Raw genomic sequence first — 15,126 nt, forward strand, 5'->3', positions numbered from 1 at the left:
TTCGTCTGCTGTCTACACTTAGCTTTCACGCGCCGTGGCAGAATTGGCAGGTGCGTATTTTACCGCAGCGCGCTATTTTGCCGGCCTGAGTGCTGAGTTTTGCTTACGGAGAGTGAGGAGTTTTATGGCCACCCATTTGGTCTGGTTTCGCATGGATTTACGCCTTAACGATAATCTGGCGCTGGCCGCCGCCTGCCGCGACCCGAACGCGCAGGTGCTGGCGCTGTATATCGCTACGCCAGAACAGTGGCGCCAACATCACATGGCGCCGCGCCAGGCGGCCTTTATCGCCAGCCATTTACGCAGCCTCCACGCGGCGTTGGCGGAACGCGGTATCCCGCTGCTGGTTGAAGAAGCGGACAATTTCGCCGCCAGCATCGAGCTGCTGACGCGCATCTGTAAACAGCACCAGGTTAGCCATCTATTTTATAATTATCAGTATGAGTTTAATGAGCGCCAGCGCGACGCCGGTGTTGAGAAAATCCTGACAGAAGTCACCTGCCAGGGGTTTGATGACAGCGTGCTGTTGCCGCCGGGCAGCGTGATGACCGGCAACCGTGAGATGTATAAAGTCTTTACGCCGTTTAAAAATGCCTTTATCCGCCGCCTGCGTGAAGGGCTGCCGGAGTGCGTGGCGGCGCCGAAATCGCGCCAGTCAGCCACCCGACAGGCCTCGCCGCTGCCTGAGATCAACTATCCGCAAACGCCGTTCGACACCGATCTGTTCGCGGCGGATGAAAAAACGGCGCTGGCTCGATTGCGCGCGTTTTGTCAGCAGCCGGCGGCGGATTACGACCAGCAGCGCGATTTTCCGGCGATAGAGGGAACCAGCAGGCTATCGCCGTGTCTCGCGGTAGGCGTACTGTCGCCGCGCCAGTGCCTGCATCGCTTGTTACGGGAGCAGCCCGGCGCGCTGGATGGCGAAGCGGGCGCAAGCTGGCTGAACGAGATTATCTGGCGCGAGTTCTATCGTCATCTGATGGTTTACTACCCGAAACTGTGTAAAGGCCGGCCGTTTGTCGCCTGGACCGACAAGGTCGCCTGGCGCAGCAATGAGGATGAACTGCAGGCCTGGCAACAGGGGCAAACCGGTTTCCCCATCGTCGATGCCGCCATGCGGCAGCTTAACGCCACCGGCTGGATGCACAATCGCCTGCGGATGATTGTCGCCAGCTTCCTGGCGAAAGACCTGCGCCTCGACTGGCGGCAAGGAGAGCGCTATTTCATGAGCCAACTGATCGACGGCGATTTGGCGGCCAACAACGGCGGTTGGCAGTGGGCGGCCTCGACCGGTACCGATGCAGCCCCTTATTTTCGTATTTTCAATCCGACGACCCAGGGCGAGAAATTTGATAAGCAGGGCGAGTTTATTCGCCGCTGGCTGCCGGAACTGGCTGAAGTGCCAGAGAAAGCGTTGCATCAGCCGTGGCTGTGGGCGGATAAACAGGGGGTAACGCTGAGGTATCCGCGCCCGCTGGTTGACCATAAGCAGGCGCGGCTGGAGACGCTGGCGGCCTGGGAAGCCGCCAGATAGTTTCTATTCTACCGCCAGTTGGCGGGTTTTGACCTTCACGGAGTGATACAGCCAGATGACCAGCACCAGGCCGACGCAGGCCAGCGCGCCCCAGGTGATCTGGCTGAAGACGTCGATGTAGGCTTCAATCGAATAGTTAACCGCGCCCGCGGCATCAAACGACGCCTGCGACGTCTGGTCGGCGATGACGCCGGCCAGATAGTTGGCGATCGCCCCGGAAAGCAGCATATAGATACCGGTCAGCACCCCGGTGACGCCGGGGATTTCGATCCGGGTGATTTGCGACATCGCAACCGGGTCGATAAACAGTTCGGCGAAGCCCATCACCGCCAGCCCCAGTACCATCAGCGGCATGGAGGAGTGGCCATAAGCGGCCGACCAGCGGGCGCTTAAAGTCAGAATGCAGAACCCGGCGCTCATTAGCCCCAGACCGAGGGCGAATTTCCCCCAGATACGCACGGTGCGGTTGCCCTTGATGTTCTCTTTGACCAGCCATGCCAGCACCATACCGCAGAGCATTACCGCGAAGGCGTTAACCGACTGGAACATCGCGGTTGGTACTTCATAGCTCATGACGTGGCGGTTCACGAAGCGGTCGATATACAGGCTGATGGAGCTGCCGCCCTGCTGGGCAAAGGCCCAGAACAGCAGGCTAAAACCGGTGAGGACGATAATCAGACGCAGCTCTTTACGCTGTTTGTCGTTCTCCGCGCGCAGGTAAATACGCGCCAGTACCGCCAGGCCAATCACCGTCGCGACGATCAGCGCATACACCGACCACTCCTGCCAGAACAGCACGGTAATCAACAGCGGCGTCGCCACCAGCAATACCAGCAGCCAGCCCCAGTTCGGCAGGAGGAAGGTCCGCGCGCGCAGTGCCTCGCGGTTAACGCCGGTGGTATGGCGGAAGTGGCGACCGCCGCAGAGGAAGATCACCAGACCGGCAATCATACCGACTGCCGCCAGCGCAAAGCCCATCGCCCAGCTGTACTCTTCCTGCACGTAGCCGCAGGCGATAGGCGCGATGATCGAACCAATATTTCCCGCGGCGTACATCAGCGAGAAGCCGCCATCGCGGCGCGGATCGGTCGGCTCATACAGTTCGCCAAGCAGGCAGCTGACGTTGGATTTAAACAGCCCGTAACCGCAAACGATAATCGCCAGCGATAAATAGAGGAAGGTGGGGGCGATTTCGCTGGCGCCGAGCACCAGGTGACCGATAGCCATGAGTAGCGCCCCGAGCATCACCGCCATGCGGTTACCGAGCAGTTTGTCGGCGAGGAAGCCGCCGAGAATAGGGGTGACATAGACCAGGGAGCAGTAGGCGCTAAACAGGGTATAGGCGTGGTTATCGTCGTACTTGAGCTGGTTGGTGAGGTACAGGATTAACAGCGCCCGCATGCCGTAAAAACTGAAGTATTCCCAAATTTGCAGCGCAACGACGTAATAAATCGCCCGTGGCTGTGAAGTTTGTCTGTTCATGTAACGTTCATTTCCTGGCCGTAAAACGAAAGTCGATCTTTCTGCATGAATAGCGCTTGTCTGGTGTTATTCATGGCCTAAATGGCTTTCTGGTTATTTAATATGCTTTATAAGTGCATAAATATACACTAATGCGCGGTGAGGGGAAGAGGCAATTTGGGCGATTATGCGAATGGCTGAAATAGACCCTTTGGCGTCGCTATCGACGACTCGGGCGGATGTGGTTATGTTATAGGTTTGTACAAACTGATTTTCTGATGGAGCGGCAATGAAAAATAGCGAACTGGAACAATTAATTAACGAAAAACTGAATAGCGCGGCCATCAGTGATTACGCCCCGAATGGCCTGCAGGTCGAAGGGCGGGAGTCGGTGCGGAAAATCGTTACCGGCGTGACCGCCAGCCAGGCGCTTCTCGATGAAGCCGTGCGTCTGCAGGCGGATGCGGTGATTGTGCATCACGGCTACTTCTGGAAAGGCGAGTCGCCGGTGATCCGCGGCATGAAGCGCAATCGGCTGAAAACGTTGCTGGCCAACGATATCAACCTTTATGGCTGGCATTTACCGCTGGATGCGCATCCGGAACTGGGCAATAACGCCCAACTGGCGCAACTGCTGGGGATCAACGTGATGGGGGAAATCGAACCATTGGTGCCGTGGGGCGAGCTGTCTATGCCGGTATCCGGGCTGGAACTGGCCTCGTGGATTGAAGCGCGATTGGGACGTAAACCGCTGTGGTGCGGCGATACCGGGCCAGACAAAGTCGCCCGCGTCGCCTGGTGTACCGGTGGCGGCCAGAGCTTTATCGATAGCGCGGCCCGCTTTGGCGTCGATGCCTTTATTACCGGCGAAGTGTCTGAGCAGACCATCCATTCCGCTCGTGAGCAAGGGTTGCATTTTTATGCCGCTGGCCATCATGCCACCGAGCGTGGCGGTATTCGCGCTCTGAGCGAGTGGTTGACGGAAAATACCGACCTGGACGTCACCTTTATTGATATCCCTAACCCGGCCTGATGAGAGAGAAAAAAGTGCAGCGAGCGCGTTGTTATCTATTAGGTGAAACGGCGGTGGTCCTGGAGCTTGAGCCTCCGGTGACCCTGGAGAGCCAAAAACGTATCTGGGGCCTGACGCAGCGGTTAACCGACCACGAAGAAGTGGTTGAAGTGATACCGGGGATGAACAACATCACCGTTGTACTGCGCCGCCCGCAGGAGATGGCATGGGAGGCGATTGACAAGCTGCAACGCTGGTGGGAAGAGAGCGAAGCGCTGGATCCGGAATCCCGTGAGATAAGTATCCCGGTTATCTATGGCGGCGAGGCAGGGCCAGACCTTGGCGACGTCGCGCGCCATTGCGGATTGAGCGAAAAGCAGGTGGTCGAACTGCACTCTTCGGTGGAGTACATGGTGTGGTTTCTGGGTTTCCAGCCGGGGTTTCCGTACTTTGGCGGCCTGCCGGAGCAGCTGGCGATGCCGCGTCGCGCCGAGCCGCGCGTACTGGTACCGGCGGGATCGGTTGGTATCGGCGGATCGCAAACCGGTATTTATCCGCTGGCGACGCCGGGCGGCTGGCAGCTGCTGGGTCGCACGCCGCTGGCATTATTCGATCCAAAACGTGAAGAGCCGGTGCTGCTGCGTTCTGGCGATCGCGTACGCTTTGTGCCGCAGAAGGAGGGGGTATGTTGAAATTTATCCGCGCCGGCATGTACACCTCGGTACAGGATGGCGGCCGGGAAGGCCAGCGCCAGTGGGGGATCAGCCGCTGCGGCGCGCTGGATAAACCGGCGATGACCATTGCCAATCTGCTGGTGGGCAATGCGCCGGAGACGGCGGCGCTGGAAATTACGCTGGGTCAGGTCGATGTACAGTTTACCCGCCATTGCTGGTTCGCGTTGACCGGAGCCGCCTGTGAAGCGACGCTCGACGGCGCGCCGGTCTGGCTGGGCTGGCGAATGGAAGCGAAGGCCGGGCAGCGGCTGGTGTTGAAAACTCCGCAGCATGGGATCCGCAGCTACCTGGCGGTGGCGGGCGGTATCGACGTGCCTGAAGTTTTAGGTTCCCGCTCTACCGATCTGAAAGTCGGTATCGGCGGAATCGAAGGGCGCCGGTTGCAGGATGGCGATCAATTGAAGATTGGGAAATCCTCCCGCCGCTTTAGCGCTTCGCGCGGCGTTAAACAGCTGCCGATAGGCAATATTATTCGCGCGCTGCCGGGGCCGGAGTATCACGAATTCGACAGCGTGTCGCAGGAGTCTTTCTGGCGCTCGCCGTGGAAGCTGAGTCCGCAGAGCAACCGTATGGGCTACCGCCTGCAGGGTCAGCCGCTCAAGCGCACAACCGACCGGGAAATGCTCTCCCATGGCCTGCTGCCCGGCGTGGTACAGGTACCGCATAACGGCCAGCCGATTGTGTTAATGAACGATGCGCAGACCACCGGCGGCTATCCGCGTATAGCGTGCATTATTGAAGCCGATATGTACCAACTGGCGCAAATTCCGCTGGGTCAGCCGATCCATTTCGTCCCCTGTTCGCTGGAAGATGCGCTGAAAGCGCGCGCCGACCAGCAGCGTTACCTTGAACAACTGGCCTGGAGATTAAGCGATGAGAATTGATTTAAATGCCGACCTCGGCGAAGGCTGCGCCAGCGATAGCGCGCTGCTGCAGCTGGTCTCTTCCGCCAATATCGCCTGCGGCTTTCACGCCGGCGATGCGCTGCTCATGCAGCAGTGCGTGCGCGAGGCGCTGAAAAATGGCGTCGCTATTGGCGCGCACCCAAGCTTCCCGGACCGGGAAAATTTCGGCCGCACCGCGATGCAGTTACCGCCAGAGACGGTCTATGCCCAGGTGCTGTATCAAATTGGCGCGCTGGCGGCAATCGTGCATGCCCAGGGCGGCGAGCTGCGGCACGTCAAACCGCATGGCATGTTGTACAACCAGGCGGCGAAAGAGCCGGCTTTGGCCGATGCCATCGCCCGTGCGGTGCGCGATGCCGACGCCGGGTTGGTGCTGGTCGGGCTGGCGGGGAGCGAGCTTATCCGCGCCGGACAGCGCTATCAGCTGACGACGCGCCAGGAAGTCTTCGCCGATCGCGGTTATCTCGCCGACGGTAGCCTGGTGCCGCGCAGCCAGCCGGGCGCGCTGATAGAGAACGAAGAGCAGGCGCTGGCGCAAACGCTGGAAATGGTGCAGCACAATCGGGTGCGCAGCCTGAGCGGCGAATGGGCGCATGTGAAGGCGGAAACGGTCTGTCTGCATGGCGATGGCGCTCATGCGCTCGATTTCGCCCGACGCCTGCGCGCCGCGTTTGCCGGGCGCAATATTGACGTCAGCGCGGACATCGATTAATCGGCCGCCTGAGTATTTTAATAATAATTAAATCAAACAATAAACAACACTCACAACTGAACAGGACGTTATTATGCAAGAGGCGATATCCCTCTGGCCGCTGATCGGCATTGCCGTGATTGTGGTCGGTTTTGTATTACGCTTTAACCCGGTGCTGGTGGTGATAATCTCCGGGATCGTCACCGGCGTGGCGGCGCATATGCCAATAGCCACTATTCTGGAGAAACTGGGCGAGGGCTTCCTTAATACCCGTAATCTGCCGTTTATTCTGCTGCTGCCGCTGGCGGTGATCGGGCTGCTGGAGCGACATGGTCTGAAAGAGCGGGCGCAGGCGTGGATCGCGAAGATTCATAGCGCGACCGCCGGACGTCTGCTGATCGTCTATCTGTTTGTGCGCGAAGCTACCGCCGCCCTGGGATTGACCAGCCTCGGCGGGCATCCGCAAATGGTGCGCCCGCTGCTGGCGCCAATGGCGGAGGGGGCGGCGGAAAAGCGCTTTGGCCCGCTGCCGGGTCATGTGCGCTACCGTCTGCGCGCGATGTCGGCGGCGACCGATAACGTCGGGCTGTTTTTCGGTGAAGATATTTTTGTCGCCTTTGGCGCGATCATCTTCATGCACAACTTTATGCTGGAGTCGGGCGGGATCCAGACGGAACCGTTGCATATTGCCCTGTGGGGGATCCCGACGGCGATCTGCGCCTTCCTGATCCACGCCGCGCGCCTGTGGCGCCTCGATCGCCATCTCCAGCGTGAGCTGGACCGGGTTAACGCCGGGCAGGCGAAAGGCGGTGCGGCATGAACTTCCAGCAAACGTATTTATACTGGCTGGCCGGCGCGGTACTGCTGGTCGTGGCTATCATGTCCTGGCGCGACAAAAGCAATCCGCGGCGTCTGACAACCGGCCTGTTCTGGGGTCTGTACGGGCTGGTGTTCTTGCTCGGCGACTGGACGTATCAACTGGTGGGCGATAAGCGTGCGGTGAATATCGCCGTCGGCGGGGTGGTGGTGGTACTGGCGCTGATCGCCGGTTTTGGCGGTGTGCGCCTCGGCAGCTACCATCAGCGTAGCCAGGAAGAGAAAACCGCCAGCGCGAAACGCCTCGGCAACAAACTTTTCTATCCGGCGCTGGCGATTCCGGTCGTCACCGTCATTGGCGTACTGCTGTTTAACAATCTGCCTTCATGGCAGGTGGCGCTCTTCGGGCCGGGCAACCACGCGACGCTGATTACCCTGTTCTCGATGACCGTCGGTACGCTGATTGGCCTGGCGATGGCGATTCGTATGACCCATGAAACGGTGGCGCAGCCGATGCAGGAAGCGCGCCGTTTGCTTGATTCCGTCGGCTGGGCCTTTATCCTGCCGCAAATCCTCGCGGTGCTGGGGCTGCTGTTCACCACAGCGGGTGTCGGAACCAGCATTTCGTGGCTGACCGAGCACTATCTGGCGGTAGATAACCGCTTTATCGCCGTGGCCGTGTACGCCATCGGCATGGCGGTGTTGACGATGGTGATGGGCAATGCCTTTGCCGCTTTCCCGATTGTGACAGCCGGGGTTGGCATTCCGATTTTAGTTCTGCAGCACGGCGGCAATCCGGCGGTAATGGCGGCGATTGGTATGTTTTCCGGCTACTGCGGTACGCTGATGACGCCGATGGCGGCGAACTTTAATATCGTACCGGCGGCGCTGCTGGAACTGCCGGATAAAAATGCGGTGATTAAAGCCCAGGTACCGACCGGTATCCTGCTGCTGATCGTCAACGTATTCTTACTCTATTTCCTGATGTTCCTGTAAGGAGGGATGATGGCTGGCGTATTAATTACCGGTTTTGAGCCGTTCGGCGGCGAAACGGTTAATCCTTCATGGGAAGTGGTTAAGCAGCTTGATGGCATGATTATTCGCGGGCAGCAGGTGGTGGCTAAACAGTTACCCTGCGTGTTCGGCGAGGCGCTAACGGTGCTGAACGCCGCGCTGGAAACCTATCAACCGCAGCTAACGATTGCCGTCGGGCAGGCCGGAGGCCGTGTCGATATTACCGTCGAACGTGTGGCTATCAACGTCGATGATGCGCGGATCCCCGACAATAAAGGCCAGCAGCCGATCGATGAGCCGATCGTCGCTGACGGCCCCGCGGCATGCTTCAGTACGCTACCGATCAAAGCGATCGTTAGCGCGTTGCGCCAGCAGGGGATCCCGGCCTCGGTGTCGCAAACCGCGGGCACCTTCGTCTGCAATCACGTGATGTATGGTTTGCTGCATCAGCTGCAGGGAAAAAGCGGGCAGAAGGGCGGTTTTATCCATATTCCTTATCTGCCTGAACAGGCGGCGGCCCATCCGGGGCAGGCGAGTATGTCGGTCGAGACGGTACGCGCGGCGCTGGAAACGGCGATTGCCGTCGCCCTTGAACAGGATGACGACGTCAAAATTGGCGGCGGCGCCACGCACTAACAGAAGGACGAAACTATGCCTGAAGGCCCGGAGATCCGCCGCGCGGCGGATACCCTGGAGGCGGCTATCAAAGGCGAACCGTTAACCGAAGCCTGGTTCGCCTTTCCACAGTTGCAACCCTATCAAACTCAGCTAATTGGTCAGCGGGTGACCCATATCGCCACCCGCGGCAAGGCCCTGTTAACCCACTTCTCCGGCGGATTGACGTTGTATAGCCATAACCAGCTGTATGGCGTCTGGCGCGTGGTGGATGCCGGCGTTGAGCCGCAATCGAAGCGCGTGCTGCGCGTCAGGTTACAGACCGCACGCAAGGCGATTTTGCTCTATAGCGCCTCCGAGATTGAGATACTGACGGCGCAAGAGCTGGCCCATCATCCGTTTTTACAACGGGTCGGGCCGGATGTGCTGGATATGACGTTAACCGCCGGGCAGGTCAGAGAGCGGCTGTTATCGGCGAAATTTCGCAATCGCCAGTTTTCCGGCCTGTTGCTGGACCAGGCGTTTCTCGCCGGGCTCGGTAACTATCTGCGGGTGGAGATCCTATGGCAGGTGGGGTTGACCGGGCAGCATAAGGCCGCCGAGCTCAATGACACGCAGCTCGATGCGCTGGCGCACGCGCTGCTGGATATCCCGCGCCTTTCTTACCGCACCCGCGGGCAAGTGGATGAAAACAAACATCATGGCGCGCTATTCCGCTTTAAGGTTTTTCATCGCGAGGGTGAGGCCTGCGAACGCTGCGGCAGTATCATTGAAAAAACCATGCTGTCATCGCGACCCTTTTACTGGTGTCCTGGCTGCCAGCACTAACGTCAGTTATTGAGTGATTCAAATTTTTTTGTACGCTTAAATAAAAAAAAATCGGGGAAGGTCCCCGATTTTTTTTGCTAACCCCGACAGGGTTGAAATTACTTCTTGAGATCGGACTTGAAATCGCGCTTCTGGTAGCCGGTATACAGCTGACGCGGACGGGCAATTTTCATACCGTCGCTGTGCATTTCGTTCCAGTGGGCAATCCAGCCGACGGTACGCGCCATCGCGAAGATGACGGTAAACATCGAGGATGGAATACCCATCGCTTTCAGGATGATGCCGGAGTAGAAGTCGACGTTCGGATACAGTTTCTTCTCGATGAAGTACGGGTCGTTGAGCGCGATATGCTCAAGTTCCATCGCCACTTCCAGCAGATCGTCCTTGGTGCCCAGCTCTTTCAGTACTTCGTGGCAGGTTTCACGCATTACGGTGGCGCGCGGATCGTAGTTCTTGTACACGCGATGACCGAAGCCCATCAGGCGGAAAGAGTCATTCTTGTCTTTCGCGCGGCGCACGAATTCCGGAATGTGTTCAACGGAGCTGATCTCTTCCAGCATTTTCAGCGCGGCTTCGTTGGCGCCGCCGTGCGCCGGCCCCCACAGGGAGGCGATACCCGCAGCGATGCAGGCGAACGGGTTAGCGCCGGAAGAGCCAGCGGTACGCACGGTAGAGGTTGAGGCGTTCTGTTCGTGGTCAGCGTGCAGGATCAGGATACGGTCCATCGCGCGTTCCAGCACCGGGTTAACCTCATAGGTTTCGCACGGCGTGGAGAACATCATATTCAGGAAGTTACCCGCGTAGGAGAGATCGTTGCGCGGATACACGAAAGGCTGGCCGATAGAATATTTGTAACACATCGCTGCCATGGTCGGCATTTTGGACAGCAGACGATAGGCGGCGATTTCACGGTGGCGTGGGTTATTCACGTCCAGGGAGTCGTGATAGAACGCCGCCAGCGCGCCGGTAATACCGCACATCACCGCCATCGGGTGAGAGTCGCGGCGGAACGCGTGGAACAGACGGGTAATCTGCTCGTGGATCATGGTGTGGCGGGTAACGGTAGTTTTGAATTCGTCGTACTGCTGTTGAGTCGGTTTTTCGCCGTTCAACAGGATGTAGCACACTTCAAGATAATTTGACTCGGTAGCCAGCTGATCGATCGGGAAACCGCGGTGCAGCAGGATCCCCTCATCGCCGTCGATAAAAGTAATTTTAGATTCACACGAGGCTGTTGAAGTGAAACCGGGGTCGAAGGTGAAGACACCTTTTGAACCAAGACTACGAATATCAATAACATCCTGACCGAGCGTGCCTTTTAGCACATCAAGTTCAATAGCAGTGTCACCACCCAGGGTGATTTTTGCTTTAGCATCAGACATTTATGGTCTCCTTAGCGCCTTTTATTGCTTAAGACTGCCGGGTGGTGGATTTGCATTCGGCCCGAACCTGACTACGTTACCAGATTGTTATGTTGCTCACAGCTCTGTGTCGCGAAAATTGCAGGGTACAGAGCGCAGGCGCTTGATGGTACGTCTTCAGCCCGGGAGTGAAACGGCAGCAAATCAGCGTTTTAGCAGCCCGAATATTAAAACCTGTATACCACTAATAACTGTCCTGATTACATCGGTCAATACCATCACACTGTTACATAACTTATTCTCAGGTGAAAGAGTGACCCCATAACTTTTGGGCATTATTGCATTAATCTAGTAATGGTTGTAACAAGAATGTTTAATATTTGTCAAATCAGGTGATTAAAATTTAAAATAATGTTGTAATCGTGACCTTGATCACTGTTCCGGACAAAACCCGACAAACTATATGTAGGTTAATTGTAATGATTTTGTGAACGGCCTATACTGCCGCCAGGTCTCCGGAACACCCTGCAATCCCGAGCCACCCAGCGTTGTTTGGTCACGCTTTTACTCCTGGAAAGGGGTTTTAACATGACTTCTGGTTATAGAAAGGACGCTGTCTGACCCGCAAGCAGACCGGAGGAAGGAAACAATAAGAACAGCATGTGGGCGTTATTCATGGTAAGAAATGTGAAAAAACAAAGACCTGTCAATCTGGATCTACAAACGATTCGATTCCCAATCACGGCGATAGCGTCCATTCTCCATCGCGTATCCGGTGTGATCACTTTTGTGGCGGTCGGAATTCTGCTTTGGTTGCTGGGCACCAGCCTTTCCTCTCCGGAGGGCTTCCTGACGGCCGCTTCCATCATGAATAGCTTCTTCGTGAAGTTCATCATGTGGGGCATCCTCACCGCGCTGGCTTACCACGCCGTTGTCGGTATCCGCCATCTGCTGATGGACTTTGGCTATCTGGAAGAAACCCTCGAAGCAGGGACACGCTCCGCCAAAATTTCTTTTGTTATTACTGTCGTGCTTTCACTTCTCGCAGGAGTCCTCGTATGGTAAGCAACGCCTCAGCACTGGGACGCAACGGCGTACATGACTTTATTCTGGTCCGTGCTACCGCCATCGTTCTGACCCTCTACATCATCTACATGGTTGGCTTCTTCGCCACCTCCGGTGAGATCTCCTGGGAAATCTGGACCGGATTCTTCTCCTCCGCGTTCACCAAAGTCTTTACCCTGCTGGCTCTCGTTTCCATCCTGATTCACGCCTGGATCGGTATGTGGCAGGTGTTGACGGACTACGTTAAACCACTGGCCGTGCGCTTAGTTCTGCAACTGATTATCGTTGTGGCGCTGGTGGCTTACGTTCTTTATGGATTTGTTGTGGTGTGGGGTGTGTAATGAAATTGCCAGTCAGAGAATTTGATGCAGTTGTAATTGGTGCCGGCGGCGCAGGTATGCGCGCGGCGCTGCAGATTTCCCAGAGCGGACAGACCTGTGCGCTGCTCTCTAAAGTTTTCCCTACCCGTTCCCATACCGTTTCCGCGCAGGGTGGCATCACCGTCGCGCTCGGTAATACCCATGAAGATAACTGGGAATGGCACATGTACGACACCGTAAAAGGGTCGGACTATATCGGCGACCAGGACGCCATCGAATATATGTGTAAGACCGGCCCGGAAGCGATTCTTGAGCTGGAACATATGGGCCTGCCGTTCTCCCGTCTTGATGACGGCCGTATTTATCAGCGTCCGTTTGGCGGCCAGTCGAAAAACTTCGGCGGCGAGCAGGCGGCACGCACCGCGGCGGCGGCCGACCGTACCGGTCACGCGCTGCTGCACACCCTGTATCAACAGAACCTGAAAAACCACACCACTATCTTCTCCGAATGGTATGCCCTCGATCTGGTGAAAAACCAGGACGGCGCGGTGGTTGGTTGTACCGCACTGTGCATCGAAACCGGCGAAGTGGTGTACTTCAAAGCCCGCGCTACCGTGCTGGCGACCGGCGGCGCAGGTCGTATTTATCAATCCACCACTAACGCCCACATCAACACCGGCGACGGCGTCGGTATGGCTCTGCGCGCGGGCGTTCCGGTGCAGGATATGGAAATGTGGCAGTTCCACCCGACCGGTATCGCCGGGGCAGGGGTGCTGGTCACCGAAGGTTGCCGCGGCGAAGGCGGTTACCTGCTGAACAAACACGGCGAGCGCTTTATGGAGCGTTATGCGCCGAACGCGAAAGACCTGGCGGGTCGTGACGTGGTGGCACGTTCCATCATGATCGAAATTCGCGAAGGCCGCGGCTGCGATGGTCCGTGGGGTCCGCACGCTAAACTGAAACTGGATCACCTGGGTAAAGAAGTGCTGGAATCCCGTCTGCCGGGCATTCTTGAACTGTCTCGTACCTTTGCCCACGTTGACCCGGTTAAAGAACCGATTCCGGTTATCCCAACCTGCCACTACATGATGGGCGGTATTCCGACCAAAGTGACTGGCCAGGCGCTGACCGTGAACGAGAAGGGCGAAGATGTGGTGATCCCGGGCCTGTTCGCCGTTGGCGAAATCGCCTGCGTATCGGTACATGGCGCCAACCGTCTGGGCGGCAACTCGCTGCTGGACCTGGTGGTCTTCGGCCGTGCGGCGGGTCTGCATCTGCAGGAATCCATCGCCGAGCAGGGCGCGCTGCGCGCTGCCAGCGAGTCCGATGTCGAAGCTTCCCTGGACCGCCTCAACCGTTGGAACAACACCCGTTCCGGCGAAGACCCGGTCGCTATCCGCAAAGCGCTGCAGGAATGTATGCAGCATAACTTCTCGGTCTTCCGTGAAGGCGACGCGATGCATAAAGGTCTGGAACAGCTGAAAGAGATCCGCGAGCGTCTGAAAAATGCGCGCCTGGACGACACTTCCAGCGAGTTCAACACCCAGCGCGTTGAGTGCCTGGAGCTGGATAACCTGATGGAAACCGCGTATTCCACGGCGGTATCCGCTAACTTCCGTACCGAAAGCCGCGGCGCGCATAGCCGCTTCGACTTCCCGGAACGTGATGATGAAAACTGGCTGTGCCATTCCCTGTATCTGCCAGAGTCGGAATCCATGACGCGTCGAGCGGTCAACATGGAACCGAAACTGCGTCCGGCATTCCCGCCGAAGATTCGTACTTATTAATGCGGAGACAGGAATATGAAACTCGAGTTTTCAATTTATCGCTATAACCCGGATGTTGACGACGCTCCGCATATGCAGGATTACACCCTCGACGCGGAAGAAGGTCGCGACATGATGCTGCTGGATGCGCTTATCCAGCTGAAAGAAAAAGATCCGTCGCTGTCGTTCCGCCGCTCCTGCCGTGAAGGGGTGTGCGGTTCCGATGGTCTGAACATGAACGGTAAAAATGGTCTGGCGTGCATCACGCCGATCTCCGCGCTGAATCAGCCGGGTAAGAAAATTGTTATCCGTCCGCTGCCTGGATTGCCGGTTATCCGCGATTTGGTGGTAGACATGGGGCAATTCTACGCACAATATGAGAAGATCAAGCCTTACTTATTGAATAATGGGCAAAATCCTCCGGCTCGCGAGCATCTGCAGATGCCTGAGCAGCGCGAGAAACTCGATGGTCTGTACGAGTGTATTCTGTGCGCATGTTGTTCGACCTCTTGCCCGTCGTTCTGGTGGAACCCGGACAAGTTCATCGGCCCGGCAGGCCTTCTGGCCGCGTATCGCTTCCTGATCGACAGCCGCGATACCGAAACCAGCGAGCGTCTGGAAGGTCTGAGCGATGCTTTCAGCGTATTCCGCTGTCACAGCATTATGAACTGCGTCAGTGTGTGTCCTAAGGGATTGAACCCAACGCGCGCTATCGGCCATATTAAGTCGATGCTGCTGCAGCGCAGCGCGTAAGTTGTTTTCGTTGCCGGATGGCAACGTAAACGTCTTATCCGGCCTACAGGATCGTATCTTGTAGGCCTGATAAGCGAAGCGCCATCAGGCAATAGATATAGCAGGAAACCTCTAAAAACTGCCCCTGATAGTTAGACAGTTTTTAAAGGTTCCTTAGCGGATAGAAACCACAACTCGTCCGCAACAAGTGAACCCCGGCACGTGCACTCGGTGTGCGTGGTAGTTTCTACGGCGAAATAAGCATAAAAATG

15 protein-coding genes are annotated in these 15,126 nt (G+C 57.2%); 13 read left to right on the top strand and 2 right to left on the bottom strand.

Going from position 1 to position 15,126, the window contains the following annotated elements; all coding sequences use genetic code 11:
• Positions 1-124: 124 nt before the first annotated feature.
• Positions 125-1,534: a deoxyribodipyrimidine photo-lyase gene (gene phrB, locus ABLU86_RS02385; protein WP_126028433.1), complete on the top strand. Its 1,410-nt coding sequence runs from the start codon at positions 125-127 to the stop codon at positions 1,532-1,534.
• 3 nt (positions 1,535-1,537) lie between these two features.
• Here phrB and dtpD read toward each other — a convergent pair whose 3' ends face one another.
• The gene (gene dtpD / locus ABLU86_RS02390; protein WP_015704759.1) at positions 1,538-3,016 is read right to left on the bottom strand and encodes a dipeptide permease DtpD; all 1,479 of its coding nucleotides are present in this window, start codon (positions 3,014-3,016) and stop codon (positions 1,538-1,540) included.
• A gap of 268 nt (positions 3,017-3,284) precedes the next feature.
• Here dtpD and ybgI point away from each other — a divergent pair, with 268 nt between their 5' ends.
• From ybgI to nei, 8 genes are all read left to right on the top strand, one after another.
• Entirely contained in the window at positions 3,285-4,028 is a 744-nt protein-coding gene (gene ybgI / locus ABLU86_RS02395; protein WP_015367684.1) for a radiation resistance protein YbgI, read from the top strand.
• Positions 4,029-4,042: 14 nt separating this feature from the next.
• Positions 4,043-4,699, top strand: coding sequence for a 5-oxoprolinase subunit PxpB (pxpB, locus tag ABLU86_RS02400; RefSeq protein WP_032709926.1), 657 nt, complete (start codon positions 4,043-4,045; stop codon positions 4,697-4,699).
• Positions 4,693-5,625, top strand: a complete 933-nt coding sequence (gene pxpC, locus ABLU86_RS02405) for a 5-oxoprolinase subunit PxpC (protein ID WP_032707632.1) — start codon at positions 4,693-4,695, stop codon at positions 5,623-5,625. Before pxpB ends, pxpC begins: the two co-directional genes overlap by 7 nt.
• Complete coding sequence (pxpA, locus tag ABLU86_RS02410) at positions 5,615-6,358, top strand: 5-oxoprolinase subunit PxpA (protein ID WP_032707633.1); 744 nt, start codon at positions 5,615-5,617, stop codon at positions 6,356-6,358. Before pxpC ends, pxpA begins: the two co-directional genes overlap by 11 nt.
• Positions 6,359-6,431: 73 nt before the next feature.
• Entirely contained in the window at positions 6,432-7,157 is a 726-nt protein-coding gene (locus ABLU86_RS02415; RefSeq protein ID WP_015704763.1) for a DUF969 domain-containing protein, read from the top strand.
• Positions 7,154-8,149 (top strand): DUF979 domain-containing protein, encoded by a 996-nt coding sequence (locus ABLU86_RS02420; RefSeq protein ID WP_015367679.1) that lies wholly within the window; start codon positions 7,154-7,156, stop codon positions 8,147-8,149. Before ABLU86_RS02415 ends, ABLU86_RS02420 begins: the two co-directional genes overlap by 4 nt.
• A 9-nt stretch (positions 8,150-8,158) precedes the next feature.
• Positions 8,159-8,803 (top strand): pyroglutamyl-peptidase I, encoded by a 645-nt coding sequence (gene pcp / locus ABLU86_RS02425; protein WP_015704765.1) that lies wholly within the window; start codon positions 8,159-8,161, stop codon positions 8,801-8,803.
• Positions 8,804-8,818: 15 nt separating this feature from the next.
• Positions 8,819-9,610, top strand: coding sequence for an endonuclease VIII (gene nei, locus ABLU86_RS02430; RefSeq protein WP_032722427.1), 792 nt, complete (start codon positions 8,819-8,821; stop codon positions 9,608-9,610).
• Between the two features lie 98 nt (positions 9,611-9,708).
• On the opposite strand, the gene gltA is transcribed toward nei, so the two are convergent.
• Positions 9,709-10,992 (bottom strand): citrate synthase, encoded by a 1,284-nt coding sequence (gltA, locus tag ABLU86_RS02435; RefSeq protein WP_015367676.1) that lies wholly within the window; start codon positions 10,990-10,992, stop codon positions 9,709-9,711.
• A 639-nt stretch (positions 10,993-11,631) separates the two neighbouring features.
• On the opposite strand from gltA, the gene sdhC reads away from it, so the two are divergent.
• Genes sdhC through sdhB form a run of 4 tightly spaced genes read left to right on the top strand, consistent with a single transcriptional unit; the run spans position 11,632 to position 14,875 of the window.
• Positions 11,632-12,036, top strand: a complete 405-nt coding sequence (gene sdhC / locus ABLU86_RS02440) for a succinate dehydrogenase cytochrome b556 subunit (RefSeq protein ID WP_020079340.1) — start codon at positions 11,632-11,634, stop codon at positions 12,034-12,036.
• On the top strand, positions 12,030-12,377 hold the full coding sequence (gene sdhD, locus ABLU86_RS02445; protein ID WP_015367674.1) for a succinate dehydrogenase membrane anchor subunit: 348 nt from the start codon (positions 12,030-12,032) through the stop codon (positions 12,375-12,377). Before sdhC ends, sdhD begins: the two co-directional genes overlap by 7 nt.
• Positions 12,377-14,143, top strand: coding sequence for a succinate dehydrogenase flavoprotein subunit (gene sdhA / locus ABLU86_RS02450; protein ID WP_032707635.1), 1,767 nt, complete (start codon positions 12,377-12,379; stop codon positions 14,141-14,143). Before sdhD ends, sdhA begins: the two co-directional genes overlap by 1 nt.
• 15 nt (positions 14,144-14,158) lie before the next feature.
• The gene (gene sdhB / locus ABLU86_RS02455) at positions 14,159-14,875 is read left to right on the top strand and encodes a succinate dehydrogenase iron-sulfur subunit SdhB (RefSeq protein ID WP_020079339.1); all 717 of its coding nucleotides are present in this window, start codon (positions 14,159-14,161) and stop codon (positions 14,873-14,875) included.
• Positions 14,876-15,126 lie beyond the last annotated feature (251 nt).

This window comes from Klebsiella sp. JN_Kp121, assembly GCF_040062145.1.
Taxonomy (GTDB): domain Bacteria; phylum Pseudomonadota; class Gammaproteobacteria; order Enterobacterales; family Enterobacteriaceae; genus Klebsiella; species Klebsiella aerogenes.